Annotated in this window: 24 protein-coding genes; 5 read left to right on the top strand and 19 right to left on the bottom strand. The window is 67.6% G+C overall.

What is annotated here, in order from left to right:
• Positions 1 to 5: 5 nt before the first annotated feature.
• On the top strand, positions 6 to 2624 hold the full coding sequence (locus tag NA11_RS04605; RefSeq protein WP_069160482.1) for an aminotransferase class III-fold pyridoxal phosphate-dependent enzyme: 2619 nt from the start codon (positions 6 to 8) through the stop codon (positions 2622 to 2624).
• A 21-nt stretch (positions 2625 to 2645) separates the two neighbouring features.
• Here the strand turns inward: NA11_RS04605 and bla are convergent, their stop codons facing one another.
• Positions 2646 to 3566: a class A beta-lactamase gene (bla, locus tag NA11_RS04610; protein WP_084654160.1), complete on the bottom strand. Its 921-nt coding sequence runs from the start codon at positions 3564 to 3566 to the stop codon at positions 2646 to 2648.
• A gap of 166 nt (positions 3567 to 3732) precedes the next feature.
• Here bla and NA11_RS04615 point away from each other — a divergent pair, with 166 nt between their 5' ends.
• Both NA11_RS04615 and NA11_RS04620 read left to right on the top strand, forming a co-directional pair.
• Positions 3733 to 4608 (top strand): LysR family transcriptional regulator, encoded by an 876-nt coding sequence (locus tag NA11_RS04615; protein ID WP_069160519.1) that lies wholly within the window; start codon positions 3733 to 3735, stop codon positions 4606 to 4608.
• A gap of 8 nt (positions 4609 to 4616) precedes the next feature.
• Positions 4617 to 5540, top strand: a complete 924-nt coding sequence (locus NA11_RS04620; RefSeq protein WP_069160483.1) for a serine hydrolase — start codon at positions 4617 to 4619, stop codon at positions 5538 to 5540.
• 3 nt (positions 5541 to 5543) lie between these two features.
• Here NA11_RS04620 and NA11_RS46130 read toward each other — a convergent pair whose 3' ends face one another.
• Entirely contained in the window at positions 5544 to 5822 is a 279-nt protein-coding gene (locus NA11_RS46130; protein ID WP_174567657.1) for a hypothetical protein, read from the bottom strand.
• A 268-nt stretch (positions 5823 to 6090) separates the two neighbouring features.
• On the opposite strand from NA11_RS46130, the gene NA11_RS04630 reads away from it, so the two are divergent.
• Positions 6091 to 8280 (top strand): aminotransferase class III-fold pyridoxal phosphate-dependent enzyme, encoded by a 2190-nt coding sequence (locus NA11_RS04630; RefSeq protein ID WP_167837567.1) that lies wholly within the window; start codon positions 6091 to 6093, stop codon positions 8278 to 8280.
• 309 nt (positions 8281 to 8589) lie between these two features.
• Positions 8590 to 9306, top strand: a complete 717-nt coding sequence (locus NA11_RS04635) for a response regulator transcription factor (RefSeq protein WP_069160486.1) — start codon at positions 8590 to 8592, stop codon at positions 9304 to 9306.
• Here the strand turns inward: NA11_RS04635 and fabG are convergent.
• The 17 genes from fabG to NA11_RS04720 form a co-directional block, all read right to left on the bottom strand.
• Positions 9252 to 9956 carry a 3-oxoacyl-ACP reductase FabG gene (gene fabG / locus NA11_RS04640; RefSeq protein ID WP_069160487.1) on the bottom strand — a complete coding sequence of 235 codons (705 nt, stop codon included), beginning with the start codon at positions 9954 to 9956 and terminating at the stop codon, positions 9252 to 9254. The two genes, NA11_RS04635 and fabG, sit on opposite strands and share 55 nt — an antisense overlap.
• A 19-nt stretch (positions 9957 to 9975) precedes the next feature.
• Positions 9976 to 12333, bottom strand: coding sequence for an ABC transporter permease (locus NA11_RS04645; protein WP_069160488.1), 2358 nt, complete (start codon positions 12331 to 12333; stop codon positions 9976 to 9978).
• Positions 12330 to 13088 carry an ABC transporter ATP-binding protein gene (locus NA11_RS04650; RefSeq protein ID WP_084654142.1) on the bottom strand — a complete coding sequence of 253 codons (759 nt, stop codon included), beginning with the start codon at positions 13086 to 13088 and terminating at the stop codon, positions 12330 to 12332. Before NA11_RS04650 ends, NA11_RS04645 begins: the two co-directional genes overlap by 4 nt.
• Before the next feature lie 3 nt (positions 13089 to 13091).
• A complete protein-coding gene (locus NA11_RS04655; RefSeq protein ID WP_069160489.1) occupies positions 13092 to 13913 on the bottom strand; it encodes a class I SAM-dependent methyltransferase in 822 nt (273 codons plus the stop codon).
• 25 nt (positions 13914 to 13938) lie between these two features.
• Positions 13939 to 14694, bottom strand: coding sequence for an SDR family oxidoreductase (locus tag NA11_RS04660; protein ID WP_069160490.1), 756 nt, complete (start codon positions 14692 to 14694; stop codon positions 13939 to 13941).
• A gap of 22 nt (positions 14695 to 14716) precedes the next feature.
• Entirely contained in the window at positions 14717 to 15997 is a 1281-nt protein-coding gene (locus NA11_RS04665; protein ID WP_084654144.1) for a beta-ketoacyl-[acyl-carrier-protein] synthase family protein, read from the bottom strand.
• Entirely contained in the window at positions 15994 to 16470 is a 477-nt protein-coding gene (locus NA11_RS04670) for a 3-hydroxyacyl-ACP dehydratase FabZ family protein (protein ID WP_141717410.1), read from the bottom strand. Before NA11_RS04670 ends, NA11_RS04665 begins: the two co-directional genes overlap by 4 nt.
• A 9-nt stretch (positions 16471 to 16479) precedes the next feature.
• Positions 16480 to 17241: an SDR family NAD(P)-dependent oxidoreductase gene (locus tag NA11_RS04675; protein WP_069160493.1), complete on the bottom strand. Its 762-nt coding sequence runs from the start codon at positions 17239 to 17241 to the stop codon at positions 16480 to 16482.
• Positions 17238 to 17681 carry a holo-ACP synthase gene (locus tag NA11_RS04680; protein ID WP_141717411.1) on the bottom strand — a complete coding sequence of 148 codons (444 nt, stop codon included), beginning with the start codon at positions 17679 to 17681 and terminating at the stop codon, positions 17238 to 17240. Before NA11_RS04680 ends, NA11_RS04675 begins: the two co-directional genes overlap by 4 nt.
• Entirely contained in the window at positions 17678 to 19036 is a 1359-nt protein-coding gene (locus NA11_RS04685; protein WP_167837568.1) for a B12-binding domain-containing radical SAM protein, read from the bottom strand. The genes NA11_RS04680 and NA11_RS04685 overlap by 4 nt, the downstream gene beginning before the upstream one ends.
• 11 nt (positions 19037 to 19047) lie before the next feature.
• Complete coding sequence (locus NA11_RS04690; RefSeq protein ID WP_069160496.1) at positions 19048 to 20346, bottom strand: beta-ketoacyl-[acyl-carrier-protein] synthase family protein; 1299 nt, start codon at positions 20344 to 20346, stop codon at positions 19048 to 19050.
• Positions 20343 to 20831 carry a hotdog family protein gene (locus NA11_RS04695; protein WP_069160497.1) on the bottom strand — a complete coding sequence of 163 codons (489 nt, stop codon included), beginning with the start codon at positions 20829 to 20831 and terminating at the stop codon, positions 20343 to 20345. Before NA11_RS04695 ends, NA11_RS04690 begins: the two co-directional genes overlap by 4 nt.
• Positions 20831 to 22144 (bottom strand): beta-ketoacyl-[acyl-carrier-protein] synthase family protein, encoded by a 1314-nt coding sequence (locus NA11_RS04700; protein WP_069160498.1) that lies wholly within the window; start codon positions 22142 to 22144, stop codon positions 20831 to 20833. Before NA11_RS04700 ends, NA11_RS04695 begins: the two co-directional genes overlap by 1 nt.
• Positions 22137 to 23465, bottom strand: a complete 1329-nt coding sequence (locus NA11_RS04705; protein ID WP_084654148.1) for a beta-ketoacyl-[acyl-carrier-protein] synthase family protein — start codon at positions 23463 to 23465, stop codon at positions 22137 to 22139. The genes NA11_RS04700 and NA11_RS04705 overlap by 8 nt, the downstream gene beginning before the upstream one ends.
• 3 nt (positions 23466 to 23468) lie before the next feature.
• Complete coding sequence (locus NA11_RS04710) at positions 23469 to 24125, bottom strand: acyl carrier protein (protein WP_069160499.1); 657 nt, start codon at positions 24123 to 24125, stop codon at positions 23469 to 23471.
• A gap of 62 nt (positions 24126 to 24187) precedes the next feature.
• Positions 24188 to 25555, bottom strand: coding sequence for an aminotransferase family protein (locus tag NA11_RS04715; RefSeq protein ID WP_069160500.1), 1368 nt, complete (start codon positions 25553 to 25555; stop codon positions 24188 to 24190).
• Positions 25556 to 25684: 129 nt separating this feature from the next.
• The gene (locus NA11_RS04720) at positions 25685 to 26461 is read right to left on the bottom strand and encodes a class I SAM-dependent methyltransferase (protein ID WP_069160501.1); all 777 of its coding nucleotides are present in this window, start codon (positions 26459 to 26461) and stop codon (positions 25685 to 25687) included.
• Between the last annotated feature and the right edge of the window lie 6 nt (positions 26462 to 26467).

The following is a 26467-nucleotide window of genomic DNA, read 5'->3' on the forward strand; positions in this document are numbered from 1 at the left end:
GAATCATGCTCGGACATCTCACCAAAGCGGCAGGTTACGGGCTACTCGGCGGAGCCGAATACCTGCTCGGCTCGATACGCGGGCGTGGGCGCGGCCACGAGCAGCGCCGGGCGGAGGTGGTCCTCGCCTTCCTGCTCCGGATGGGTCCGATCTACATCAAGATCGGTCAGATCGCCGCGACCAGATCGGATCTGCTGCCGGAATCGTGGGTGCAGACGCTGCGGGTGCTGCAGGATCAAGCCCCGCATATGACGGTCGACCAGACCAGACGCGCGGTCGAGCGCGAGCTCGGCGCCGCGCTGGAAGCCACGTTCGTCTCGTTCGATCCGGTGCCGATCGCCAGCGCTTCCGTCGCGCAGGTGCACGTGGCCGAGCTGTCCGATGGTCGCAAGGTCGCGGTCAAGCTGGTGAAGGATGCGGTGCCCGAGCAGCTCGAGCAGAGCCTGAGCGCGCTCGCCACGCTGGTGCGGCTGGTCCATCTCGCGGTACCGCCGGTGCGGAATCTCAACCTGCCCAAGCGATTCGAGGAACTCGCTCGGCTGCTGCGGCCCCAGGCGGATATGACGCACGAGGCCGATCGGCAACAGCGGATATACGCCAACTTCCGCGCTCACCCGTTCGTGAAAGTGCCCGCCGTCGTGCCCGAGCTGGTGACCCAGCGCATGTTGGTGATGGAGTTCATGGACGGCATTCCGGGCAAACACGCTGACACCGTGCCGTTTCCGCGCGCGAGGCTCGCGCAGCGGTTGCAGGACGTCATCTACACCATGCTGTACATGCACGGCATCTGCCACGGCGATCCGCATCCGGGCAATGTGATGTTCACCGAGGCAGGCGAAGTGGTGCTGGTGGACTACGGCGTGACGGTGGAGCTGAGCGAGGACGAGAAGTGGGGCCTGTCCTCCTTCTATTACGCCTGCAGCCGCAAGGAATGGGAAATCGCCACCGACCGATTCACCCGGCACTTCGTCATCGCGGGCGCGCCGCTGCACCAACGGCGTCCGGCCTATGACGCGCAGATGATCGAGATACTGCGCCACCACTTCGACCTGTCCACCAACCGCTGGTCCACCGTCGCCTTCTTCAACGACGTCAATGCGGTGCTGCGTCAATATGATTCGCGGTACACGACCAATTTCACCAAGGTCGAGCTCGTCTTCCTCTCGGGCGAGGGCTTCGCCACCCAGATCGATCCCGATATCGATATCTGGTCCAACGCAAGGAATTTCACCGACCGGTACTCGCCGTATGTGAGCGCCGAGGTGGCACAGCGATTCGAAGCCGAGTTCACGTTGCAGATGCCGACCTCGCTCGGCCTGCGCGACCGAGCGCGGTCGAGCCTGGTCGCGCCGACCCATATCGACCGCTACTTCTTTCCGAGCGGCTTCCCGGTGTTCGTCAAGGAGGCCGCGGGCGGCAGCATCAAGGACTTCGACGGCAACGAATACATCGACCTGTCCGGCGGATACGGCCCGCACCTGCTCGGCTACGCGCATCCGGCGATCACGTCCGCGATTACGGCCGGCGTCGATCGCGGACTGGTCAACGGCATCGGCCACGTCGCCGAGATCGAGCTGGCCGAACTGCTTGTCGACGCCTTTCCCGCGGCGGACAAGGCGATCCTGTGCAACTCGGGCACCGAGGCGATCCTGTTCGCCATCCGGATCTGCCGCGGCTATCGGCGGCGTACCGCGGTAGCGAAATTCGAAGGCCACTATCACGGATTCGCCGACCAGGGCATGGTGAGTTCCTGGTTCCGATTCTCCGGCGACCGCCACCATCCCGAACCGGTCGCCGGGACACTCGGCACCGATCCGGCGACGGTGGCGGGAACCGTTGTCCTGCAATACGGCGACATCGGCGGACTGGACCGGTTGCGTGCCCATGCGGACGAACTCGCCTGTGTCATCCTCGAACCCATGCCGACCTCGGTGGTCGCGCTCGACCTCGAATTCCTGACCGAATTGCGGCGGCTGTGCACCGAACTCGATATCCCACTGGTCTTCGACGAAGTGGTCTCCGGATTCCGGGCGGCCTACGGCGGCGTGCAGGTGCTTGCCGACATCCACCCGGATCTGACCTGCCTTGGCAAGGTGATCGGCGGCGGCCTGCCGTGCGGTGCGGTGATCGGCAAGCAGGCACTGATCGACATGGCGAAGAGCTCGCAGGACCCGTTCAACGACTACGAGAACAAGGTGTTCGCGGGCGGCACCCTGAGCGGCAACTCGCTCACTTGCACAGCAGGTTTGGCCGCGGTGCGGCACCTCGGCACGCATCCGGAGATCTACCCGATGCTCGACGCGAATACCGCGCGGCTCGCGGAGGCGATGCGCGAAGCGGTGCGCCAACGCGAGCTGGCCTGCCGGATCAACGCGCGAAATTCGATGTTCTCCTTGAACTTCAGCCACCGCGAGGCCGGTCTGTATCGAGAACGCATGGCGGGCAGCAACTTCAAGGCGACCATCGCGCTCGCCTACTACATGCGCAAACATCAGGTCTATCTCCCTGAGCTGCACGGCTTCCTGATCAGCGCCGCCCACTCGATCGAAGATCTCGATCAGGTGGCGCACGCCTTCGAGAAGAGCCTCGACGAAATGCTGGCGGACCAACTGTTCGTCACCTAGGCAGCCGCATCGCCTCGCGTCCTACTGCAGCGCGGTGACGACGGCCTTGGTGGCGTCGGCGATCAGCGCGTTGGCCGGCTCGGCGTGTTCCTGGTCCTTCGCCGACAGCGCGGCGATGACGAGGGGCGCGCGGCCGGGCGGCCAGGTGACGGCGACATCGAGGGCGCAACCGTAGGCCGGGGTGCCCGTTTTGTCGCCGACCCGCCAATCGGCGGGCAGGCCTGCACGGATGCGGGTGGCGCCGGTGGTGTTCGCGACCAGCCAGGTGGTCAATTGGTCTCGTTCGGGTTTGGCCAGGACATCGTCGACGACCAGCGCGCGGTAGTCGGCGGCCAACGCGGCCGGAGTGGTGGTGTCGCGGTCGTCGCCGGGGATGGCGGTGTTGAGGTCGGTTTCCCAGCGGTCGAGCCTGCTGGTCTGGTCGCCGATGGAGCGCAGGAACGCCGTGAAACCTTCGGGGCCGCCGAGGAGTTTGAGGAGTTGATTGCCCGCAGTGTTGTCGGAGACGGTGATGGCGGCGTGGCAGAGCTCGGCGACCGTCATGCCGGTGTCGACGCGGGTCTCGGTGATCGGTGAGTTCGCGACGATGTCGGTGGCGGGGAAGCGGATGACCTGGTCGAAGTAGCCGGTGGACAGCGGGTGATCGCGGAGAAGGGCGCCGCACGCGAGTCCTTTGAAGGTGGAGGCGATCGGGAAGCGTTCGCCGTCGCGCTGGGTGACTGTGCGGCCGGTACCGGTGTCGACGGCGAAAACGCCAAGGCGCGCACCGTATTTCGCTTCCATATCAGTGAAGGGCGCGAAGGATGTCGCCTTGATTGTCTGGGTGGGGGCTGTGGTCTTGTCCGAGTCGGCACCGCACGCGGCGACCGTAAGGGCGGAGACGGCGAGCGCGGCGGCGAGCAGCCTGCGTCGGCGGAGGGGGTTCAGCACGGAGTTCGTCACCACCGCAGGACATCATCGCAGGGATAGCCGGGGCCAATATCGCACCATGGCGTGTGCGAGTCGAGATCGGTATCGGCACTGGTCCGACGCACGGTCCGGCCCGGATATGCGGTGCGGCTCGGCGGCGGGGCCGGGGCCGGACGGGCGCGCTGGTTCAATGAATCACATGGATCTGATCCGCCACCTCAGCTTTTTCGTCTCCGTCGCGGATGAGGGGCACTTCGGGCGGGCTGCGGCCGCCCTGGATATGACTCAGCCGCCGCTGTCGCAGGGACTTCGTCGCCTGGAGCGGCATCTCGGCGTCGATCTCATTCATCGCACGCGGCAGGGCGCAATGCTGACCTCGGCGGGGTTGCAGATGCTGCCGCGAGCTCGGCTGCTCGTCGACGACGCTGAGCGGTTCCTCGCAGAATCGAAGCGGATCGCACACGCCCGTGGCGACGTGCATTGGGGCGCGACCGCGGCATTGCCCGACCGGGTGGTCACCGCGTGTGTGACCGCGCTGCGCAGCAGGGTCGAGGCGGGTGCGGTGGTGTCGACGACCGTGGGGACGACCGTCGATCTCGTTGCCGACGTTCGGGCAGGTCTGTGTGATGTCGCGGTGGTCGAACACCCTGCCCTCGTCGACGGGCTGGACGCAGGGCCGGTGGTCAAGGTGCCGCGCTGGCTGGTCGTGCCGTCGGAGCATCGCAGTGCCGTCGCCGAGCGGCCGACCTTCCGGATGCTCGCCGATCTGAGCTTCGCGCACGCGCCGCGGGCCGCCAATCCGCCTGCGTACGACACAATTCTCGACCTGCTGCGGGAGCGGGGGCTCGACACGTCGACGGTGGTGGCGGCGGACGAGCGCGCGGTCCTCGCCGCCGTGGCTGCCGGGATGAGCTTCGGGCTGACCGCGACGCCACCGTCCGCGACGCCGGGTGTCACGTGGCTCGGCATGGCGCCACAGGCGGTGGCGCTGCGCGTGCGGGTGGTCCGGCGGGCGGGAGTCGACATCGATATCGACGTGGTGGATCGCGTGCTGTACCGGGAGCGGCTGCAATGAGAAGGGCGATGCTCGGGGATGGGCTGACCGGCGTGCGGGCCGCAGAGCAACGCATTCGCGCGGTCTTCGCCGATGCGGGCTGCACCGGGTGGCTGCACGCGCGTCGCTGCACGGACGCCGGCGCCGAGATCTCCGTGGACGGCCGGGACCGGGTGGTCACCGCGTCGGTGTACAAGTTGCTGCTGTTCGTCGCGTTCTGCAGGCACGTCGACGCCGGACGGATCGACGCCACCGAACGGCTCACGATCCTGCCGTCCGACTGCACGCCGGGCCCGACCGGCATTGCTGCACTGCACGATTCGGTGACCATGAGCCTGCGCGATCTGGCGACGTCGATGATGACGGTCTCGGACAATGCCGCCGCCGATGTGCTGCTCGGTCAGGTCGGGCTCGGCCCGGTCGCCGCTCTGATCGACGAACTCGGCCTCGCCGAAACCAGGGTCGTCGGCGGCACCGCCGACCAGCATCGCAGCCTGGTCCGCGACACCGACACCCACAGCACCGCAGCGGCTTTCGCGGCACTCGCCGACAACGACGACGCCTGGTCGGTGTCGGCCTACGACCCGTCGTACACCAGTGCGTCGACGCCGGAGGAGATGACCCGGTTCCTGCGGGCGCTCTGGTCGGGCGCGGTGCTGTCGCCGGAGCAGACCGAGTTCGTCAAATCAGTGATGCGCAAACAGGTTTGGGCGCACCGCATCGCCGCGGCCTTCCCGCACAGCACCGTGCGCGTCGCAGGGAAGACCGGCACCATCGGAGTGATCCGCAATGAGGTTGCGGTGGTGGAGTTCCCAGGCGAATACCCCGTCGCGGTCGCGGTGTTCACCCGCGCCGCCCGTGCCGACCCGAACCTACCCGTCGTCGACGCGGCGATCGCCGAGGCCGCCCGCATCGCAGTCACCGAACTGCGTAGACCACTGTCGGAGGAATGAGCGCTAGCCGTTCGATTTGGTCGCTGCCACGGCGTACAGCAAGGGGATGCGGGTGTCTGTCGGCGGCAGCCGCCACCATCCGCTGGCGTCGTCGCGGATCAGGTCGCGGTCGGCGAGTGGGCCGAGGTCGTCCCATTCGAACGGCGCGAACCACGACTCCGCGGGCGTCGTGCCGTCTGCGCCGTAGAACCGGGAGGCCGCGTGGATCGGGGCGCGTGCATCCCAATTCCGCTCATTGGCGCGCATCAGTTCAACAGTGCCGGAATCGAATCCGCTGTTCATCTCACCCCTTGTCTCGCCGTCCGTGCACTTCCCGCGCGCCACCATATCGACTTGTCGCCGAACTCATTGGCGCAGTGTGGGGTACGCGAACGTACCAGTGGTGTGTCCTTATCCGACAAGCGTTGATACCCGGCTCATCAATCGTCCGATGATCGCCGGTTTTTGCGACGTTATTCTGACGACACTCAGTCAGATCCACGATAAGTGGATGGGTGGCTTCGTCGATGAACCGCTGGTACCTCTGGTGAGTTCGGCAAGGAGCGTGGCAATGTCCACCGGTGTAGCTCCGGAAGGCTCACGAGAGTCGCGGCAACACAGAGCGACCGCTTTTCGCGGTCGGCACGACCGGGCACGCGCGATATTGGCTGAACGGGTTGCCGCCCGGTCGCCGAACATGGTCTTGGCGAGCACCTACGTCCCGCCGGAGGGCGCGGTGGCCGCATACCTGCTGCACCGGCTGCTCAGTCGCGGCGATTCCACCGGCACCGCATGGCATTCGGTGTTCGTGAACTCCGGTGTCGAGGCGCTCGGCACTGTGACGAAGTACGTGCGCAACCGGCACAATCGCGGTGCCGCAGAGGGGATGTGCCGCATCCTGGTGCTCGACCCGACCTGGACCGCGCGCTACGCCTTCGGGCATACGGTGCCAGGGTTGCGTGCCACGGTCACCGACGGCATGGCGATCGTCGGCACCCCCGGCGAGTTCCTCGGCCTCTGCGGCGCGGGCTGGAATGCCTATGTGGTCGTCGTCGACGGCCTCACCGATGATCAGCTGGCGCCGGTGCGCACTGCGCTCGAGGCGATGCGCGCGAGCGATTGCCCGGTGGCCTTCGGCCTGCTCGGTGACGTCGACGCACTGGCACCGTTGCGTGCCTCGGTGGCCTCCGCCGATATCGTGTTCTTGGGTGAGGTCTGTGTGGACAACGAGATGCCGTGTGGCACTGTCTCGTTCACGCGAGAAATGTTCGCGCTGTGGAACAACACGATGGACAGCATCGCGCACGTGTCGACGTTCGGCGGCAACGGGCTCGCCATGCACATGCTGTGTGAGACCTTGACGCGCTGGCGGCCGACGGACCGGCACGAACGTGCGGCGATCGAACGGATGCGGCGGGGCAGGCTCACCCGTAGCGCCCGGCTGCGCATGCACAGCAATACGTGGCAGACCAGAGCGATCGATCTCGCGGCCATCAATACGACGTTCGATCGCGCCGAGGGCGTCACCTATCGTCGCGGCGAAAAGTCCTATGTCGACCTTGCTTCCGGCACCGGTCCCGCGTTCCGCGGACACAACGTGCAATCGGTCGAGGTGATCCGGACGGCAGGCAGCGCGGGCGACGACAATGCGCGCCTGGAAAGCAAGCTCGCGCAGCTCACCGGTTTGCCGTTCATGCTTCCCGCGGTGAGCGGGCAGAGTGCTGTCGATCTCGCCGTCCTCGCCGCGCTGTGTTGCAGGCCGGGCCGCGGTGCAGTGCTCACGTTACGTGGCAACTATTCGGGCAAAGGCCCAATTTCGCTGGCCTTGAGCAGGACCAGTTCGTTCTTCCGCGACCGAGACGAGCATGCCTTCAGCCCGTACCCGGTCGAGGTGATCGAGGTCGATCCCGAGGACATCGCCGGGGTGCGGGCGGCGCTGCGCCGCGACGATATCGCCCTGGTCTGGTTGGAGATCGTGCAGGGCTACGACTGTCGCGAGATACCGGAGGCCGTCCTCGACGAGATCGAACTTCGGCGTGCGTCCGCCGGGTTCCTGGTCGGCGTCGACGAGATATTCACCGGCTTCTGGCGGTGCGATCTCGACCATTTCCTGGCGAGCACCGGTCGCGGGTTCCGGCCCGATCTGGTCGCCTTGTCCAAAGGGCTGAGTGACGCACTCGTGCCGATCGGCGCCGCCATGCTCTCGGCCGATGTCTTCGCCACGCTGACGCGCACGGCGCCGGACACGGCGAACTGGTTGCGCGCGCACTACCGCAACGACATGGCGGCCGCTTTGGCTCTTGCGGCGATCGAAGCGGCCGAGCCGGCCAGGCGCGACGCCGCGCAGGTAGCGGAGGCGATGGAGGCCATGCTGCAACGCGCCTCGCGCGCACCGTTGTTCGCGGGCTATCGGCGAGTCGGACTGCTCGGTCGGCTGGTGCTTTCGCCGCGGGCGATCGGTGCGCGGCCGCGGCCTTCGGTGCAGAACTATGCCGAGGCGGTGATCGCGCGGCTGATCGTAAAGCAATGCGGCGCAATTACTTTGCAAATGCGGATCGTGCCGAGCGTGGCCGGTGACGGCTCCGCCGAGTTGATCGCGGTCATGGCCGAAGTCGGTAAATTCCTGGAACGAATGCCGCGATGGACCGTCGACCGCACCACGCTCGCCGCATTAGTAGGCACCGTAGGCCGGGAAATTGCTGCGACCGTGCTGCGGATGCGTGAGGCATACGGTGATCGAAAGGGACGCGTTGCGAATTGATTATCGGCCGCCATGAATCAGCAATGTGCACAGGAAGAATCGTTGATTTGTACATTGTTTCGTCGCTGAAACAAAGCGGTGTCCGAACGGTAGCGTGCTACCCTGGTTTGCGTTCGCTGGTTAATGATGGGAGCGTGAGATGTCGTGTCACGCAATGGAAACGGGCCAGCGGATCTCCGTGCTCGGCAATCGTGCGACACAATTGTGCCACTCGTCCCCATTCCGACGGTGAACGAGTGTCGTCCTCCGGGCGCTGCGGCGTATAAACAGGTCGTCATCCGCGTCGTGGTCTGTGCCGATAGTCCGCTCATGCGCAGAGGTCTGTGCGCGCAATTCGATCGCGAGCCGGATATTGATGTGGTGGACGATGTTTCGGGCGGCCACAGTCTGCTCGGCGCCGTCAAAGCGCACGCACCCGACGTGGTATTGCTCGTCGGTGCGATCGAAGGAAAACATCGCCTCGCCGAGATTGTCGCTGCCTCGAAAGTAATCATGGTCTTGACCGAGGAGGATGTCGCACGCGCCGTCAAACTCGTTCGGGCAGGCGTGCGTGCACTATTGTCCTCGGGCTGCTCGCCGTTCGAGCTGCTGTGCGCCATCCGGGTGGTCGCGGTCGGCAATCGGCTCGTGGTGCCGCCCCAGATCGTCGGCGGGCTCGACCATGTCGTGGCGCCCGCGGTCGCGCGCAACTCGGATATGCAGGTGGCCGGGAGCCTGACCCGGCGCGAGGCCGAGGTGCTCGGGCTGCTCGCGCACGGCCGGTCCAACGCGGAAATCGCACGGCAGCTTTCGGTTTCGGCGACCACAGTGCGCAGCCACGTACACCACGTGCTGCAGAAGTTATCGGTCGGCACCCGCGGACAAGCCGTCGCGGTGGCCTATGAAACCGGGTTGATCGCGCTGCTCGACGACAGCGCGAGCAACGGACACGCCCGCGGGCCGCAACAGAGCGTCGAGGTGCGCCGAGCCCGTCAGTGGCCCATGCCGAGCCCGCCGTCGACCGGGATCACCGCGCCGGTGATGTAGGCAGCGTCGTCGCCGGCGAGAAACGCCACGACCCTGGCGATCTCGGCGGCATCGGCGATCCGGCCGAGCGGGATCTTCTTGGTGACCTCCGCGCGCCACTTCGGGGTCAGCGACGCGGTCATGTCCGTGTCGACGAACCCGGGCGCGACCACATTGACAGTGATGTTGCGGGAGCCGAGCTCGCGCACCAGGGACCGCGCCAGCCCGATCATGCCCGCCTTGGACGCCGCGTAATTCGTCTGCCCCGCCGAACCGAGCAGCGCCGTCACCGACGACACCAGGATGATCCGGCCGCGCCGCTGCCGGATCATGGTCCGCGCGGCCCGGTTGATCACCCGGAAGGTGCCGACCAGGTTGGTGTCGACCACGGACGCGAAGTCGTCCTCGGTCATCGCCGCGAGCAGCACGTCCTTGGTGATGCCCGCGTTCGCGATCAGGACGTCGACCGGGCCCAATTCCTGCTCGACCATGGCGAAGGCGGCGTCGACCTGCCGCTCGTCGGTGACATCGCATGGCACGCCGAACAATCCGTCGGGCGGCGCACCCTTGCGTGTCGTCACCGCCACCGCTTTGCCGCCGCGCGCGAGTTCGCGGGCGATGGCCAGGCCGATGCCGCGGTTGCCACCGGTGACGAAGGCGGAATGGTTCATCAGCGCATGTCCTTCCGCGTCAATCGGACCGTTCGCGCAGGATCGCGGCGAGGTCGAGGGTGCGGACGGCACGCAGCCCAGGGAGCAGCGACACGGTCGCGACGCACACGACGGCGAGCGCCGCGATGCCGAGCGTGCCCGGCCGGACGACCAGATCCAGCTGGAATTGGTCGTTGCGGTAGGTGTCGAGGAAGCTGCGGCCACCGAGGACGCCGAGCACCAGGCCCGGTGCCACACCGAGCATGGTCATCAGCAAGTTCTCGCCGGTGATCAGCCGCGCGACCATGCCAGGCGGCATGCCGCCCGCCCGCAGCACACCCACCTCGCGCCGCCGCTCGACAATGTTGATCGACATCGTGGTGAAGATGATCGCGAAGGCCATCAACCCGCCGAGCGCCAGCATCACGCCGATGAACACGAAGAAGAATCCGGCGTAGCGGTCGATGAGCCGGTTCACCTCGTCGAGATCCTCGTAGGCCGCGATGCCGGGGCGATCCGACAGCACGCGCCGGATCTGGTCCGGATCGGTGCCCGGCGCGAGGCGAAGCAGTGCGGAGTTGACCGGAACGGGCGCGCCGGCCAGCGCATCGAGTTGTTCGATGGTGCAGTAGGCGAAGGTGCCGATCGGCTCGTCGAGCACACCGGCGATCGGCACCTGAACAGCCTGTGCGCCGGATACATTCACCTCGACGGTGGCGCCGAGATCGACGTGCAGCAGCGGCCGGATGCCCTTGCCGACCAGGATGCCGTTCGCCGGACGGACCGCGGGCGAGCCTGCGACGGGACGCAGTCCGTGCATCGTGGTGTCTCTCGGCAGCGCGATCAGCACGGTCGAATAGGAATTACCGCCCGAACTCAGGGTGACCGGAAGCTGCACCATCGGCTCGGCGGCTGTGACACCTTCGGCGGCGGTCAGCTCGGCCAGGCGGCGCTGATCGACCGGAGTGGTGAAATCGACTCGCGCGTCGGCGGTTTGCACCTGATGGAAGGACACGTCCAGCGCCGTGGTCATGGTGTCGAGCATCGTCCACGAGGTGAGGATGACCAGCAGCGACAGCGCGGTGCCGAGCACTGTGCTCCAGGTCCGTCGTGGACTGCGGCCGATATTGCGGAGGACGAGCAGCCAGCGTGCCGGGAGGCGGCGCAGCATCGGAATCAGCCGCTCCGGCAAGCTGATTCGGCTGGCACCCGACGGTGTGGCGCCGCGCATCGCCGTCGCAGGTGGGGTGCGAAACGCGAGCAGCGCCGGAGCCAGCGCGCCGAGTGCTCCTGCCGCGACGCCGAAAGCCACTCCGCCGAGCAGGGTTGTCGGCAGCACCTCGACGACCGCCGCCGAGGCGGGCAGGTCGATCGCCCGGAGGTAGACACTGGTCAGCGCGCCGGATCCGGCCAGCCCCAGCAGGATTCCGCCGAGCGCACCGGCCAGTCCCGTCGCTATCCCGTACTGCAGGTAGTGCCACAACAGCGTCGTGCGACCGACCCCGCCCGCCAAGAGCACGCCGATGACCGGACGCTCGGCGCACACCCTCCGGTGCAGCAGCACATAGGCGACCAGCCCGGCGACGCTCAAGAACAACAGCGGGAACAGGTAGGAAAGCTCGCCGAAGGCGTTGATGTCCATGCGCAGCAGCCAATTCGAGGGTTGGTCGGCCCTGCTGACCACCTCCTCAGCACCGTGCGCGGCGGCCAGGTCCTTGATCCGGTCCGCCGTTGCGGCGCTGGGCGGTTCGGCGAATCGGATCAATGCCTGTTCGGTGCTCTCCGGCGCCAGTGCGGTGGCCAACGGCTCCGCCGCGAACAGCACGCCGAAGTTGTCGGGCAGCGGAAACATGTCCCGGCGGCTACGCGCGGGCCAGAGATACTCGGCCGAGGAGGCGACGCCCGCGACCGAGACCTCGCGCCAGCCGTCGGCACCGAGCACCGAGAGCGTTGCGCCACTGCGCAACCCGAAGTGCTCGGCGATGTGGTGTTCGACCAGCACTTCGTTCGCGGCAGGATAGTGCCCGGACAGGATGGTCGGCGCGTTGACGGTGGGCGGCCGGTCGGCGGGCAGGCCGACGACCCGGCCGCGCAGTTTGTCCGCGCCGACGCGCAGCGGCAGATCCGCCTGCCTGCGCACGATGGCGTCGGCGACGCCTGGCACGGTCCGCGCCTCGGCCGCGAGAGCTGTTGCCGCGCCGCCGGTCACCCAGACATCGGCGAAGCGCTCCGTCTCGAACGTTCCGCTGTAGGAGGCGTTGAGATTTCGGTACGCGCCGTAGGCGGCCGTGAACAGGGCGACGCCGAGCACGATGATCAGCGTCTGCGCGGCGAATTGCGGCCACTGGGTGCGGATGTCGCGCACCAGTTTCCGGCGCAGCGTCGGATGCCAGGTCACCAGGAGACCTCGTTCGCGGCCAACGGCGCATCCTGGCGGATCGCCTCGACGATATGCCCGGAGCGCATGCGCAGCACACGGTCGGCGATGGCGGCGATCGCGTGGTTGTGCGTGACGAGCACGACGGCACGACCGTCGCGGTGGCACAGCTCTTGCAGGAGGGTGAGCACGGTGCGACCGGTGTCGAGATCGAGTGCGCCCGTTGGCTCGTCGCACAGCAGCAGTCGTGGCCGGTTCACCAGTGCCCGTGCGATGGCGACCCGCTGCTGCTGCCCGCCGGAGAGCTGCGCCGGAAAACGGTCCGCGTAGTCGGCGAGGCCCACCTCTGACAGCACCTGATGCACCCGGGCCGCGACCGAGCCACCGGTCAATTCGGCGAGGACCGCGATGTTCTCCGCGGCCGTGAGTGTCGGCACGAGACCGAAGAATTGGTAGACGAAGCCGAGCGATTCCCGGCGCAGCGCCGACATCCCCTTCGCGTCGAGGCCGGTGAGCGCGCGGCCGTCGATGGTGATCGCACCGGAGGTCGGCGTCTCGATGCCGCCGAGCACGTTGAGCAGTGTCGTCTTGCCGGATCCCGACGGCCCGAGCACCACGACCAGTTCGCCGGCGGCGATGGTCAGATCGCACGCCGCGAGCGCGTGCACCGCGGTGCCGCCGCTGCCGAACGTTTTCGAAACATCGTGCAGCACAGCCAGCGCGGTCTCCGTAGGCAGTGTTGCGGTGCGGTGTTCGCGGCCCGGGGAGTGCGCCATCGGCTACGCCGGTCCGCGGGTGGCGTGGACGCGGACCTGGCCGAGCCTGCCCGCCGCTCCCTGCTCGCCGAGCGTCTCGAAGAAGGCAAGGCCGTCGTCGAAGAGTTTGTCGCCGAGCACCTCTCGCCCTTGGGTCTCGAAGATCCGATAGGACTCGGCCCAGCGCCGGTTGATCGCGACGAACATCGCGGTGCTGTCCTGCACCTCGATGTCGACGAATCCGGCGTGCGCGAGCAGACGTCGATACCCTGCGGGTGTTTGTGCGAACAAGCGACCGTAAACGGTCAACGCCCGCAGCGTGTCCGGGTCGCGCGGGAACGGGCCGGTGAGCACCTCATCGGTGAAGGCAAGGCGGCCACCGGGTTTGAGCACCCGCGCACATTCGGTGAGAACCCGGTGCCGGTCCGGCACGATGACGAGGCTGTCAATGCTGAGCACGGCGTCGAATGTCGCGGCAGGATAGGGCAGGTCACGAGCATCGCCGTTGTCGAAACGGATCGGCGGCTCGGTGGTGACCCGCCGGGCGATGTCGATCGCGGGCTCGGAGTAGTCGAGGCCGGTGAACGTCGCGCCGGTGGTCGCGGCCAGGTAGCGCGCGATTCCGCCGGTGCCGCAACAGAGATCGAGCGCGCTCTGCCCCGGCGCCAACCCCGCGGCGCGCACGATCTCGCGCAGTTGGTCCCTGGTCGTCCAGCTCAGCTGGCCGACATAGCCGCCCCAGTTCCGCCAGAGATAGGCCATCATGGCCTGCCCGGACGGGGTGAGCGTGATCTGACGGTGGGTCAGGTCGTAGATGCCGCGGGTCTCCTCGATCACGGTGCGCACGAGAGCTTCTCCTAATCGTTTGTTCTCATGACGTCAGCGACGCGCCGCCGTCGGCGGTGATGGTCTGGCCCCTGATCCAGCTCGCGTCGTCGGTGCACAGGAACGCGACCACCTTGGCGAGGTCCTCGGGCCTGCCGATCCGCTTCATCGGACCGACCTCGGCGACCTGGCGCATCCACTCGTCCGCGCCGGCAAGCGCGCGAACGGATTCGGTCTCGATGAGCCCGCCACAGACCGTGTTGACGTTGACTCCCGGCGCGAGCTCGACTGCCAGATAACGACCCATCGATTCGATGGCGGCCTTGCACACCCCCATGCCGCCGTAGCTGGGGAGGTAGCGGCGGCTGCCCATACTCGACAGCAGCACGATGGCGCCGCGCCCCTCCGGCATCAGCTCGTAGGCCGCGCGGCAGCCGAACAACGCCGCGGTGATGTTGGTGTCGAGGGTGTAGCGCCAGTGCGGGGTCTCCAGGGCGAACAGCGGTTTCATGATCGCCGACGCGGCGTTGTTGATGTAGAAGTCCAGTGCGCCCCACTGCTCGGCGATATCCACGAAAAGCTTTTTCAGCTGGTCTCTTTCGCCGACATCGACGCGAAGGGCGAGCGCGCGCCTGCCCTTGCGTTCGATCTCGGTCACCACCTCGCGGGCCGCGGATCGTCTGCGCCAGTAGGTGAGGATCACGTCCGAACCGCGGTCGGCGAACTCCAGTGCGATCGCCCGGCCGATGCCTCGGGAACCGCCGGTGACCAGGACGGTGCGCCCTGCCAGATCCGCTGTCATACCCGTTGCCTTTCTGTCGATCTCACGCCGCGCCGATGACCAGCGCGGCGACCTCGGGCCCGTCCACGTTGCGGCTGAGCGTGAGTAGATACGGTGCGTCGAGCGCCGACGGCCTGTCGACGATCTCGACCTCGCGCGCACAGTTGTCGGGCACACCGAGATTGAGCGTCGGCGGGACGACGCCGTCGCGGATGCTCAGGCAGGCGAAGGCCGACTCGGCGACATCGGTGGCCGGGCCCATGTGCCCGGTCGCGGCTTTGGTGCCGGTGAGCCGCGTCCGGCGTTGCCGCGCCAGGGTTTCCGCGATGCCGCGCAGTTCGGAACGATCGCCGTCCGCGGTGGCGTCACCGTGTCCGTAGACGTAGCCGACCTGGCGGGGATCGACGTCGGCATCGGCGATCGCGCGCGCGATCGCGTCGCGGACGCCGCTGCCCTCGGGATCGGGGGCGAGCGGCCGACCGCGATCGGTGGCGGCGCCGAAGCCGACGATCTCGGCCAAGACGTTCGCGTCGTTGGCCCGCGCCAGGTCGAGATCGGCGAGCACGAGCGCGGCCGCGCCCTCGGCGCAGACGTATCCGTCGCGGTGCAGGTCGTACGGCCGGACCGAGCGAACGCCGTCGCGACAGGCGGAGGTCAACCCGAACTCGTGCAGCGCGAGCCGCGCGAATTCGTCGGCGCCCGCGTCGGTTCCGCCGCAGACGGCGACGTCGACGCGACCGTCGCGCACGGCGCGGAAGGCCCGGCCGACGGCGCAAAGACCCATCGCCGATCCGTCGACCAGCGTGCTGTTCGCGCCGCAGATCTCGTGGCGGATGGTGATCTGGCAGAGCGCGGCATTGGGCAGACCGGAGAGCAGGAAGTCCGGCTTGGCCCGGCGCAGCGCGGCCTGGCCGAGCTGGAGGTAGTCGAGCGTGCCATCCGAGCGGCGCGCGGTGGCCAGCACCGGCGCGAATCGCTCGAGATAGTTCTTCTCGTCCTCGTTTTCGTTGGAACCGATGTAGATGCCGCGCCGCGGCGCCGCGGCCGCACGGAAGACCGGCCCCGCGTCGGCCACCGCCAGATCCGCCGCGAACACACCGAGCCGGGAGGCCCTGGTGAGTCGTTTGAGATGCTTGCGATCGGTGGCGGCGATCGGGTGCTCGGCGTCATCGACCGCGCCGAAATAGCCCAGCTCCGGCGCAGAGTCGTCGTCACGACGCCGTAAGCCGGTCTCGGCGGCCAGGATTCGCTGCCACTGTCGGCGATAGTCGCTGCCGAGGCACGACAGCACACCGGCGCCGACGACGGCCACTCTGCGCCTCATTGCCCGTTCACCTTCGACCCGTTGAGCAGCAGGACCTGATAGTGCCGACGGGTGGCCTCGGGATCCTCGAATTCGGCCAGCGGATAACTCCGGCAGCGGAAGGTCGCGGTCGCGATTTTGCGGCCGTGTGCCTGCGCCGTGCCGCGGAACTCCAGCTCGGTCCCCGGGACCGGCACGGTGCCGCCGTCGACGTTGTCCACTTCGACGGTGAGCCGATCGCCCGGCACGGCGAAGTCGATGAACTTGCTGTGCTGTACCGCGCTGAGTACAACGGTCGTCTGGAACTCGCTGCCGATGACGACCAGCCAGCGCGCGAGTTGGGTCATCGCCTCCAGCACGAGCACGCCGGGCAGAATCGGCTGCTGCGGAAAGTGATCGGCGAAGTAGTCTTCGCTCATCGCGGCATTCTTCACACCGACGGCCCTACGTCCGCCGTCCAAATCGGTGATCGCGTCAACCATGAGGAACCGCACGCCGAACTCCTATCCCACTCCGCCGACCAGAATGGCCTGCCCATTGAGGTATGCACTGGCTCGTGCGCCGAGAAAGACCGCGATATCGGCGACGTCGTCGGGCGCAATCGGGCGCGGCATGGCCGCCCGTCGCGCGAGATAGCCTGCGACCGCGCGGATGTCGACGTCGAAGCCGCCGAAATACTCCCGGCTGACGCCGCTGTCGGCGAGCGTCGGGCAGATCGCGTTGACACAGATGCCGCGGCGCCCGACCTCCTGCGCGACGCTGCGGGTGAAGCCGATGACCGCGGCCTTCGCGGTCGCGTACGCGACTTCGTCTGCGCCGCCGGTCAATCCGAGCGCCGAGGACACGGTGATGATCCGGCCGCTGCGCCGGGGCAGCATCCGGCGCACTGCCTGCCTGCTGCAATAGAAGACGGTGTCGAGGTTGGTCCGGAGCATCCGGTGCCAGTCGGCGTCGGTGTGGAAGACCAGCGGCGAGCGCAGTGCACCGCCCGCGTTGTTGATCAGTACGTCGATCTTGCCGAAGGTTTCGTCGGTGTGCTCGAACAGCGCGGCCACCTGGTCCGGTGCGGTCAGGTCGGCGACGAAGGTGGAAATCGGCACGGCGGCAACGGCTTCGACCGCCTTGGCGGTGGCCTGCAGCCGGGTCTCGTCGAGATCGGTGAGGATCAGCGCGGCGCCTTCTTCGGCGTAGCGCGTGGCGATGGCCGTGCCGAACACGCCTGCGGCACCGGTCACGAGGGCGACGGAATCACTGAGCCGGTTCATCGGTGCACCGCCCCGGCCAGCAGTACATAGGCGACGGCGTAGTCACCGTCGTGGCTCAGCGACACTGCGGCGCCGGTGATGCCGAGCCGCCGTGCGAGCGCCATCATGCGGTGGTGCAGCAGCAACCGTGGTGCTCCGGTGGACCGGCAGACCTCGATATCGCGCAGGCGCCTGGTCGCGGGTGGCACGCCGAGGCCGACGTGCAAGGCCTTCAGCGTGGCCTCCTTGGCGCTGAACCGTGCGGCGAAATGCGGTGCGGGATCGCGGAATCCGGTGCAGTAGGCGATCTCGTCGGGTCGGAAGACCTGATCGGCGAACGCCGTGCCCGCGGCGAGCAACGTGCGCACCCGGCCGACCGCGGCGATGTCGACGCCCGCCGTCATCCCGGTGCTGCCCGAGATCGCGGGCAGCAGAAACGATGTCGCTACGGCCGGGGTCACGAGAGCTGCTCCGCGTCGTGCGGGGAGCCTGCCACGCTGACGGTCGCACCGTAGTGCCGCTCGACGGCGCGCCGGTAGGCCAGGTTCAGGCCGATGACGGCTCGCTTCTTCGCCGCGGACTGCGGGCCGGGCAGCGGGGTGTTCAGGCGATAGCGGCGCAGCCGCTGCCGGGTGATCTCGCGGGAATAGGCTCTGGTGTACAGGTATTCGAGACCTTCTTCGAGCTGACCGACGGTCATCGACACCGGAGCCACCGAGGCGCGCAGATGCGAGGGTCCGCCGGGGCCGGGATCGACCATGCGACCCTCGCGCAGATGCTCGGCGTACAACGGCACGCCGGGACCGCTGCCGAGCGGATTGAAATGGCAGATCTCGATCTCGTTCTCGACCACGAACTCCAACGTCCGCTCGAACACGTCCGGCGTATCGCCCGCGAAGCCGAAGACGAACGATCCGATGACCCCGATGCCCGCATCGTGCAGGCGGCCGATGAGCATGCGGTAGTCGGTCGGACGGCTCCAGCCCTTGTCCGAGGAGATCAGGTTCTCCGGGCGCACCGACTCCAAGCCGAGGAAGACGAGCATGCAGCCCGCGCGCCCGGCCGCCTCGGCCAGCGCCGGGCGCTGGGCGATGGTGATCGTCGCCTGACTGCCCCACAGCAGTTGCCTCGGCTCCAGCTCGGCGAACAAGGTCCGCGCATAACGCGGATTGCCCACGATGTTGATGTCCGAGAACTGGACGAAATTGCCGGTGCGCGCGTCGATCTGGGCGAGCACGTGCTCGATCGGGCGGGTGCGGAACGCCTCGTGGTGGTAGCGGGTCTCGATGCAGAAGTTGCACGAGAACGGGCAACCCCTGGTGGCTTCGACCGGAAACACGTAGTCGTGCGGCGGCAGATGTGCGGGACCGTACTGCGGCAACGTCGCCAGATCCACGGGGCCGCCGAGGTATTGGGGGAGCAGGCGGCCGCTGCTCGCGTCATCGAGCACCTGCGGCCACACCCGCTCGACCTCGCCGCGGATCACCGAGGCGGCGCCGATGTGGCCTGCCTCGGGGTCGTAGCTGGGGAAGTAGCCGTCGATCACCACCGGTATGCCCAATGCGCTGAAGCCGCGCACCAATTCACCGGTTCGGCGCTCGCCGAAGAACTTCGAGGTGACGGCCACCAGGTCGACGCCGGCGAAGCGAGTGAAATCGGTGATGGGCGTGGAGTTCTCGTCGACCACCGTCACCTGATGCTCGACCGAGGTCATGGCCGCGCGATAGGCGAGGTTGACCGGAACCGGGTTGAGCATGCGGTTGCCGTAGATCACGCTCTTGTCCCGGACGTCGGGGTTCACGAGTAGTACGTGCATATGCGCCATCCTCAGACTGGTGTCATCGCGTCGTCGGCGGCGCGGCGCACCACCAGGGTGCCGTTCTGTCCGCCGAGGCCGAACGAATTGGTCAGCGCCACCTCGACCGGCACCTGCCGCGCGGTGCCCGGTACGTAGTCGAGATCGCATTCGGCGTCGCGATGGCGATAGTTGACCGTCGGGGGCACGGTGCCGGTGCGCACGCTGAGCACGGTGCTGATGAATTCCACTGCGCCGCAGGCGGCGATGAGATGGCCGGTCATCGACTTGTTCGCGGTGATCGCGAGTTGTGCCGCAGCGCTGCCGAAGACGTGTTTGATCGCAATGGTCTCTACCCGGTCGTTGAGCAGCGTGGCGGTGCCGTGCGCGTTGACGAGCCCGACCTGCGCCGGGCGCACGTCCGCGTCGGCCATGGCCGAGCGCATCGCCAGCGCCGCGCCTGCGCCGGCTGGATGCGGCTCGGTGAACCGGTGTGCGTCAAGCGATCTGCCGAATCCGGCGACCTCGGCATACCAGGGGGCCGATCGGCGGCGGGCATGTGCCTCGGTCTCTAACACGACCATGCCAGCGCCCTCGCCGACGACGAAACCCGTTCGGGTGGCATCGAACGGCCTGCCGGTGCGGCCGGGAAGGTTGTCGAAGGACGGTGCGCCGAGCGCGACCAGCCCGGCCATGCCGAGCGGGTTGATCATGGAATCCATTGCGCCGCACAGCACGACGTCGAGGTTGCCGCGGCGAAGCTGACGGAACGCGGTGCCGATGGCGTGCGCACCTGCCGCGCAGGCCGAGGTGATCAGGGTGGTCGGGCCCGCGACGCCGAGATGACCGGCCAGCAAGCCGATCACCAGGTCCTGTGGGTCACGGATCAGCGATACCGGATCGATCGTCGCCCGATCGGCCAGCGGGATCGGCAGGCGGAACCGTCCGTCCGCGCCGAGATGTCCGGCGATATCGCCCATCCGGACCAAGCCGAGCCCCGCGCCGAGTACCAGCCCGACCCGATCGGTGTCCGCCGCGAGCGGCTCGCCCGACCGGCGCAGGCCGCTGTCGGCGAGCGCCATGGCGCAGGCAGCGAGTGCGAAGCGCGCCTGCCGGTCGTCGCGCAGCGCAGCCGGAAACGGCCCGTCCCAGTACTCGTCGACGTCGAAGTCGGCGACCTCGGCGGCGATGCGGGTCGGCAGCGACGACGCGTCGAACAGGGTGATCGGCGCCTCGCCGGAGATGCCTGCGACCAGGCTGTCCCAGAATTGCTTGTGGCCGAGCCCGATCGGGGTGACCGCGCCGAGTCCGGTGACCACGACGCGATTCACGAGATCACCGGCTCGGTCGGTACGGCCCTGATCCGTTCGAGCGGCCAGCCGGAGTAGTAGCGGAACCGGTTCTCCTCGGCCGCGATCTCGCGGGGGTCGGTGATGTCTTGCAGGACATAGTTGAACCGCGCGACGCGGGCGATCGGCGTGGCCTCGTCGTAGGCCGCACAGCTGAGTTGGGCCCAGCGCTTGCTCAGGCTGAGCATCCGCGTCTCGACCCGCATCGCCTTGCCCGGTGCGAGTTCGCCGACGATCTCGGCGCGATCGATGATGCAGAGGAACGCGGAGACGGTGAAATCGGTGCTGTAATGCACCAGCCAGCCCGCGACCTGCGCCATCGATTCGAGCAGCAGCGAACCGCTGAGCAGCCTGCGGCCCGCGTAGCCGGCGCCGAGATGGTCCTCGGTGAGCGAGACGTGCTTGACCGCGACCATGGATTCGCCCTTGGTCGCCTCGAGCACCCGGTCATAGAGCAGGAAACGCATCACGCCACCTTCGCCTCGTAGGCACCGAACACGACGCATTCGCTCTGTCCCTGGAACCCGGCGGCGAGGCACGCGACGGTATCGCCGTTCCGCACCCGCCGCGGGTCGCCGCGCACCAGGTCCAGGTCTGAATCAGGTTCGGGATTGCGGAGATTGGCGATCGGGGGGACGTAGTGCTCGGTGAGAGTGTGCACGGCGAAAACGCTCTGCAACGGCAGTGCCGCGGCCAGCGGATGGCCGGTGGCGCCCTTGGTGGACGTCACGGGAACTGTGCTGGCGTGCGTGCCGAGCACGGCGCTGATCGCGGTCGCTTCGATGCTGTCGCCCGACGGCAGCCCCGGCGCATCGGCATACACACAGGCGAGACGCTCCGGTGCCACCGCGGCGTCGTCGAGCGCTGCGGCGAAGGACCGTTCGATAGCGCGACGCGGCGGATACGGTTCGCGATCCGGCACCCCGAGGGCGGCACCGTGGCCGAGCACCTCGGCGAGAATGCGTGCGCCCCTGGCCCTTGCGTGCGTGAGAGTCTCCAACACGAGCATCGCCGCGCCTTCGCCGGGCACGGTTCCGGTGCGGTCACGATCGAACGGTCGGCACGAGACGGCCGCCGGATCGGTGGTCTTCGCGACGATGCCGAGGTAGAGAATGCGTTGCAGGGCAGACAGATTCAGCCGGGGGCTGACGCCGCCCGCGAGCATGACCTCGGCCTCGCCCTCCTGCAGCATGCGCAGCGCGGCGCCGATGGCCTGTCCGCCCGCTTCACCGAACGGGCTGAACGAGGCATTCGGTCCGTGCAGGCCGTACTGCATGGCGATCTGGCAGAGCGTCGCGTTGTTCAGCATCACGATCGACACCATGGGGGAGATCGAGCGCCACCCGGTGCCGCAGAACCGGTCGACGTCGAATCCACCTGTCCCGTCCATGGATCGGCGTGCGGCGAGCTCGAGATCGGCGATGTCGTAGTCGATCATCGTGACGCCGAGGGTGATGCCGGTCGCGTCGGCGTCGATGGTGTCGCGGTCGAGCTCGGCGCAGGCCAAGGCCTGTCCGGTCGCGGCGAACGCCATGTGCGTGTGCAGGCGCATCGCGCGGGCGGCTTTGCGGTCGGTGATCCACTCCCGAGGGTCGATGCCGCGTACCCGTCCTGCGGCCAGCGGCCGGTCTGCGTCGCCGCGCAGGGTGAGGTTTTCGGCGAGATCCTGCAGCGATGTGACACCGGATGCGCCGCGCAGCAGTGCTTTCCACTGGCTGCGCGGATCGTTGCCCAGCGCGGACACCGCGCCGACGCCGGTCACCACCACGCGGTCACGCATGACCGTTGCCGTCCGCCGGGCCCGGCCAGCGGCGCAGCACGATGCTCGCGTTCTGGCCGCCGAAGCCGAATGAATTGCTCATCGCGACCTGAACCTGCTGCGCACGAGCGACATTCGGCACGTAGTCCAGATCGCAGTCCGGATCGGGGAATTCGTAGTTGATGGTCGGCGGCACCAGTCCGGTGCGGAGCACGTGCAGGCAGGTGACGCATTCGATCGCGCCTGCGGCGGCGATCGAATGACCGATCATGGACTTCTGCGAGCTGATCGGAATCGAGGTTGCTCGATCGCCGAAAACCTTGTGCACAGCCCGGGTTTCGGCCCGATCGTTGATCAGCGTCGAGGTGCCGTGCGCGCTGATGTAGTCGATGTCCTCGGCGCGCAAGCCGCCGTCGATGAGGGCACCCGACATCGCCAATACGGCGCCCTCACCGTGCGGCGGGCTGTCGGTGATCCGGTAGGCATCGCAGGAGGTGCCGTACCCGGCCACCTCGGCCAGCGGTTGGGCGCCACGGCGGAGGGCGTGTTCGAGCTCCTCCAGGACGACGAACGCGGCGCCCTCGCTCATCACGAAGCCACAGCGTCGGCGGTCGAACGGACGGCTGGCCGCCGCAGGCCGGTCGTTGAACCGGGTGGCCAGCGCGGTGAGCAGATCGAACGACGAGATGCCGAGGAAACTGAGCAGCGAATCGCAGCCGCCTGCGAGCACCACCTCGGCGTCGCCCTCGCGGATCCACAGGGTCGCCTCGCCGATCGCCTGGGTGCCCGACGCACACGTCGCCGACACCGTCATGGTCGGCCCTGCGGCGCCGCATGCGTTGGCGAGCGTCGCCGCCGGTGCGTTCTTGCGCAGGGTATGGCGTTGCGCGGCAAGCATTCCGACGAACTCCCGGCCAGGGCCGCCCGCGCCCGTGGTGAGTTGTCTGGTGTGCAGGAGCCCGTCCAGCGCGCCGATGTCGTACATCTGACCGGACGTGCCGACACACACCCCGAACCGCTCGGCGGGCGTGTCGGTCAGCCCAGCCCGATGTACCGCGGCGGTACCCGCGGCAAGTCCGAGTTGGACCACCCTGGGCGCCGCGCCTGCCAATTTCTCGGCGTCCGCCAGATATCCGGCCGCTGCCGCCGCCGCGAGGAACCCGTCCTCGACCTCACCGGCCACCTGCGAGCCGAGCCCGGACGCGTCGAATCGGGAGATCGTGCGAATCCCGGAGCGGCCGTCGACGAAGCCACGGAAGGTTGTCTCGGCGTCCCAGCCGAGCGGAGTCACCATCTCGGCCGCGGTGATGACCACCCGCCGCGGGTGCGCTTCGCCGGACACCGCTTACTCCGAGATCGCGCCGGCCGGTGCGGGATCGCCCGCCTGCGCCGTCGCGGCGGCCGCCTCGGCGGCTTGCACGCGACTCTGCTCGACCAACCGCGCCACCTCGTCGAGATCCCGGATCTCCTCGAACCAGTTCTGGTTCAGCTCATCTCCGGGGATCGCGGTGAGCTCGGTGGCGCACTTGTCGCATTCGGCATGGAACTCGCCGTCCGCGTTGCGCACGAAGGTGCGGCCGCCGCCGCAGGACGGGCACGTCTCCGGGATGGTGTCGAGCAACCGCTTGCACAGGCCTCCCCAGGTCTCGACCGTCCAGAGTGCGGCAACGTCTTCGACCCGCATCCCCGGCTCGACCTTGCTGAGGTCGACACCGAGCAGGCGCTCCCGGACCAGGTAGGCGCCGAGGGGGGTCAGCCTGCGCAACGTATCGACGGCAGCGCCAGCGCCGAAGACGTCCTCGGCCTGTTCGTTCAGATCGTCGCGCGGCACGGAGATCGGCAGGAACTGCTCGAGCCGGAACGTGATGTCCAGGAAGTCGATTGATTCCGCGCCGAGCTCCGGAATCAGCAGTTTGTCGGACGTCACGTCGTCCAGTTCGACGGCAAGCGCCAAAGCGACTGCGCTGCGTACGATGTCGGAGAGTTCGTCCGAACTCAGCATGGAACTCACAGCGTTCCTCCTCGGATCGGTGTACGGGGTGTTGGTTCTGTCTTGGTGTGGATTCAGCCCTTGGCCGTGAGCCGGGAGTACCGGGCAAGCACGCCGTCGAGGCGTCGGTAGAGCTCGTCGACCTCGTCGGTCGTGATGGTGAGCGGCGGCACGATGCCGATGGTGCCGCCGAGGCCCTCCGCGCCCTGGCTGCCGATGATCAGACCGCTCAGCGCGAGTCGGTCCTCGATCACTTGCCATTGCTGTTGCGGGATAGGTTCTTTGGTCGCGCGGTCCTTCACCAGTTCGATGCCCATCAGGAGTCCCGCGCCGCGGATGTCGCCGACGATCGCGTGCTCGCGCAGGTTCTCGAACTTGTCGAACAGGTACTTGCCGGTCTGGCGCACCTGGTCGACGATGCCGTCGCGCTGCATGATGTCGAGGGTGGCCAGCGCCGAGGCGCAGCACAGCGGGTTGCCGTTCGTCGTGCTCCCGGTCGCGATGAAACCATCCACCGCGGTGAGGAATTCGCGATACACGGCGTCGTGCACCACGACGGCGCCGAACGGCAGATAGCCGCTGTTGATGCCCTTGGACAGCGCAAGGAAATCCGGTCGCACGCCGAAGTAGTCGGCGCCGAACCATTCACCGAGCCTGCCGAATCCGGTGATCACCTCGTCGTAGGCCAGCAAAATGTCATTGCTGTCGCAGATTTCGCGAAGTCGTTCGTGATATTCGCGGGTCGGCACAATTGCGCCGCCGACACCGAGTGCCGGTTCGATCAGGACACCCGCGATATTTCCCGCACCGAGCCGCTCGATCATCGTCTCGATGGCGTCGGCACAGGCGAGGCTGCATGTTCCCGCACAGCCCGATTCGCAGCGGTAGGCATACGGCGACGGCGCGTGGTGGAAGCCGGGCATCAACGGCTCGAATTGCTGACGGAATCGGCGGAAGGCCGAGCCGGTGGCGCTCAACGCGCCGTAGGTGACGCCGTGATAGGCCCGATCCAGGGCGATCACACCGAGTTTCGTGGTGTCCTGGCCGAAACGGATCCGTTGATACTGGCGCATCATCTTGAGGATGGTCTCGTTGGCCTCGGATCCGGTGGAGGCGTAGAAGACGGTGTTCATCCCCTCGGGTGTCACCGCAGCCAGCCTGCGGGCGTACTCGTCGGCGGCCTGATGCGTTGCGCGCTCGATGGGGAAGTAGAGCAGTTTTCCCGCTTGTTCGCGGATGGCCTCGATGATTTCCGGATGCGCGCCGCCGAGGCTCAGATTGCACAATCCGCCGAAAGCGTTGAGATACTTGTTGCCTTCGGTATCCACCACCCACACACCGTCGGCGGAGGCGATACTGATGCCGCGCTTCCGGAAACCGCGCATATTGGTGAATCCGTGCCAGAATGTCGAATCTGTTTCCGACTCAATCTGATTCGGCATGACACTCCTCGCGTCGCCATTTCGAATACGGACCGGAATGGAAGATGTTCTGAGCGAACCGGTCTCGTGTTGAAATGACGATAGCGTTGGGTACGGACCCGTTTCCTCAGCCGAACGATCACACCTGACTCAACGCTTGGTGGATGCTGTCGCGGCGCTCAGCTGAGCATTGAGAGAATCTGTCGATGAGACGGCCAACGTCGCGAGATCCCATCCGGCCCTTCGGCACTGGAGACCTGCCGCGGTGGCTTCGGCGAGGATAGTCCGCATGTCCATCGCCCACCACTCCTGGGTGCTGACCGACTCTCGAACCGTCCGATCGTCCCGCAGCACCCGGCAGATCGTGGTCAGCTCGATCCGGCCGGGAACGGCCGCGGGCCGTGAGCCGAGCCAGATCTCGTGCCTGCATTCACCGAAGCGTGCGGCGCCGACCCGGATCGGCCGGACCGTTCGCGTCGCGGGAAAGGGCGCGGCGTCGACGACGGCGCGGCAGCCGGGGGCGAGTCGGTCGGCGAGCAACTGCCACAACCGATGTCGATCCTCCGGTGTCAGATACCCGAGCACGCCGCAGGCGACCACGCCGCCGAGTCGGTCGGGGAGGGTGGTCTCCTCCAGGATGGTCGCGGCGATCGTCACCCGGCGCGCGAGCGCGGGATCCGCCTGCACCCTGCTGGCGAGTGCGGCCCGCATGGCAGCGGAGGGCTCGATCGCGAGAATCGGCACGTCGGCCAGTGCGGCGCCGACGATCTCGACGACGAGGCCGGTGCCGGCCCCGATGTCGATGATCGGTGAATTCGTCTGTGCGGCAGGGGCCATGGCATTTGCCAGTGCGGTGGCGCGCGGCTTCCAATAGGGGCGACCGGCGATGTCGTAGAACTCGGCGGCGTCACGGTAGATATCGGCCATGACGGT

The sequence above is a fragment of the Nocardia altamirensis NBRC 108246 genome (assembly GCF_001612685.1).
Lineage (GTDB): Bacteria > Actinomycetota > Actinomycetes > Mycobacteriales > Mycobacteriaceae > Nocardia > Nocardia altamirensis.

Coding starts and splice junctions, on each gene's coding strand:
- NA11_RS04700 (WP_069160498.1), bottom strand. CDS start 22,144: ATGCGTGACCGCGTGGTGGTGACCGGCGTCGGCGCGGTGTCCGCGCTG.
- NA11_RS04665 (WP_084654144.1), bottom strand. CDS start 15,997: ATGAGGCGCAGAGTGGCCGTCGTCGGCGCCGGTGTGCTGTCGTGCCTC.
- NA11_RS04695 (WP_069160497.1), bottom strand. CDS start 20,831: ATGCGTTTCCTGCTCTATGACCGGGTGCTCGAGGCGACCAAGGGCGAA.
- NA11_RS04620 (WP_069160483.1), top strand. CDS start 4,617: ATGCTCGGGGATGGGCTGACCGGCGTGCGGGCCGCAGAGCAACGCATT.
- NA11_RS04630 (WP_167837567.1), top strand. CDS start 6,091: ATGTCCACCGGTGTAGCTCCGGAAGGCTCACGAGAGTCGCGGCAACAC.
- NA11_RS04615 (WP_069160519.1), top strand. CDS start 3,733: ATGGATCTGATCCGCCACCTCAGCTTTTTCGTCTCCGTCGCGGATGAG.
- NA11_RS04675 (WP_069160493.1), bottom strand. CDS start 17,241: ATGAACCGGCTCAGTGATTCCGTCGCCCTCGTGACCGGTGCCGCAGGC.
- NA11_RS46130 (WP_174567657.1), bottom strand. CDS start 5,822: ATGAACAGCGGATTCGATTCCGGCACTGTTGAACTGATGCGCGCCAAT.
- NA11_RS04685 (WP_167837568.1), bottom strand. CDS start 19,036: ATGCACGTACTACTCGTGAACCCCGACGTCCGGGACAAGAGCGTGATC.
- fabG (WP_069160487.1), bottom strand. CDS start 9,956: ATGAACCATTCCGCCTTCGTCACCGGTGGCAACCGCGGCATCGGCCTG.
- NA11_RS04650 (WP_084654142.1), bottom strand. CDS start 13,088: ATGGCGCACTCCCCGGGCCGCGAACACCGCACCGCAACACTGCCTACG.
- NA11_RS04660 (WP_069160490.1), bottom strand. CDS start 14,694: ATGACAGCGGATCTGGCAGGGCGCACCGTCCTGGTCACCGGCGGTTCC.
- NA11_RS04605 (WP_069160482.1), top strand. CDS start 6: ATGCTCGGACATCTCACCAAAGCGGCAGGTTACGGGCTACTCGGCGGA.
- NA11_RS04710 (WP_069160499.1), bottom strand. CDS start 24,125: ATGCTGAGTTCGGACGAACTCTCCGACATCGTACGCAGCGCAGTCGCT.
- NA11_RS04635 (WP_069160486.1), top strand. CDS start 8,590: ATGCGCAGAGGTCTGTGCGCGCAATTCGATCGCGAGCCGGATATTGAT.
- NA11_RS04720 (WP_069160501.1), bottom strand. CDS start 26,461: ATGGCCGATATCTACCGTGACGCCGCCGAGTTCTACGACATCGCCGGT.
- NA11_RS04715 (WP_069160500.1), bottom strand. CDS start 25,555: ATGCCGAATCAGATTGAGTCGGAAACAGATTCGACATTCTGGCACGGA.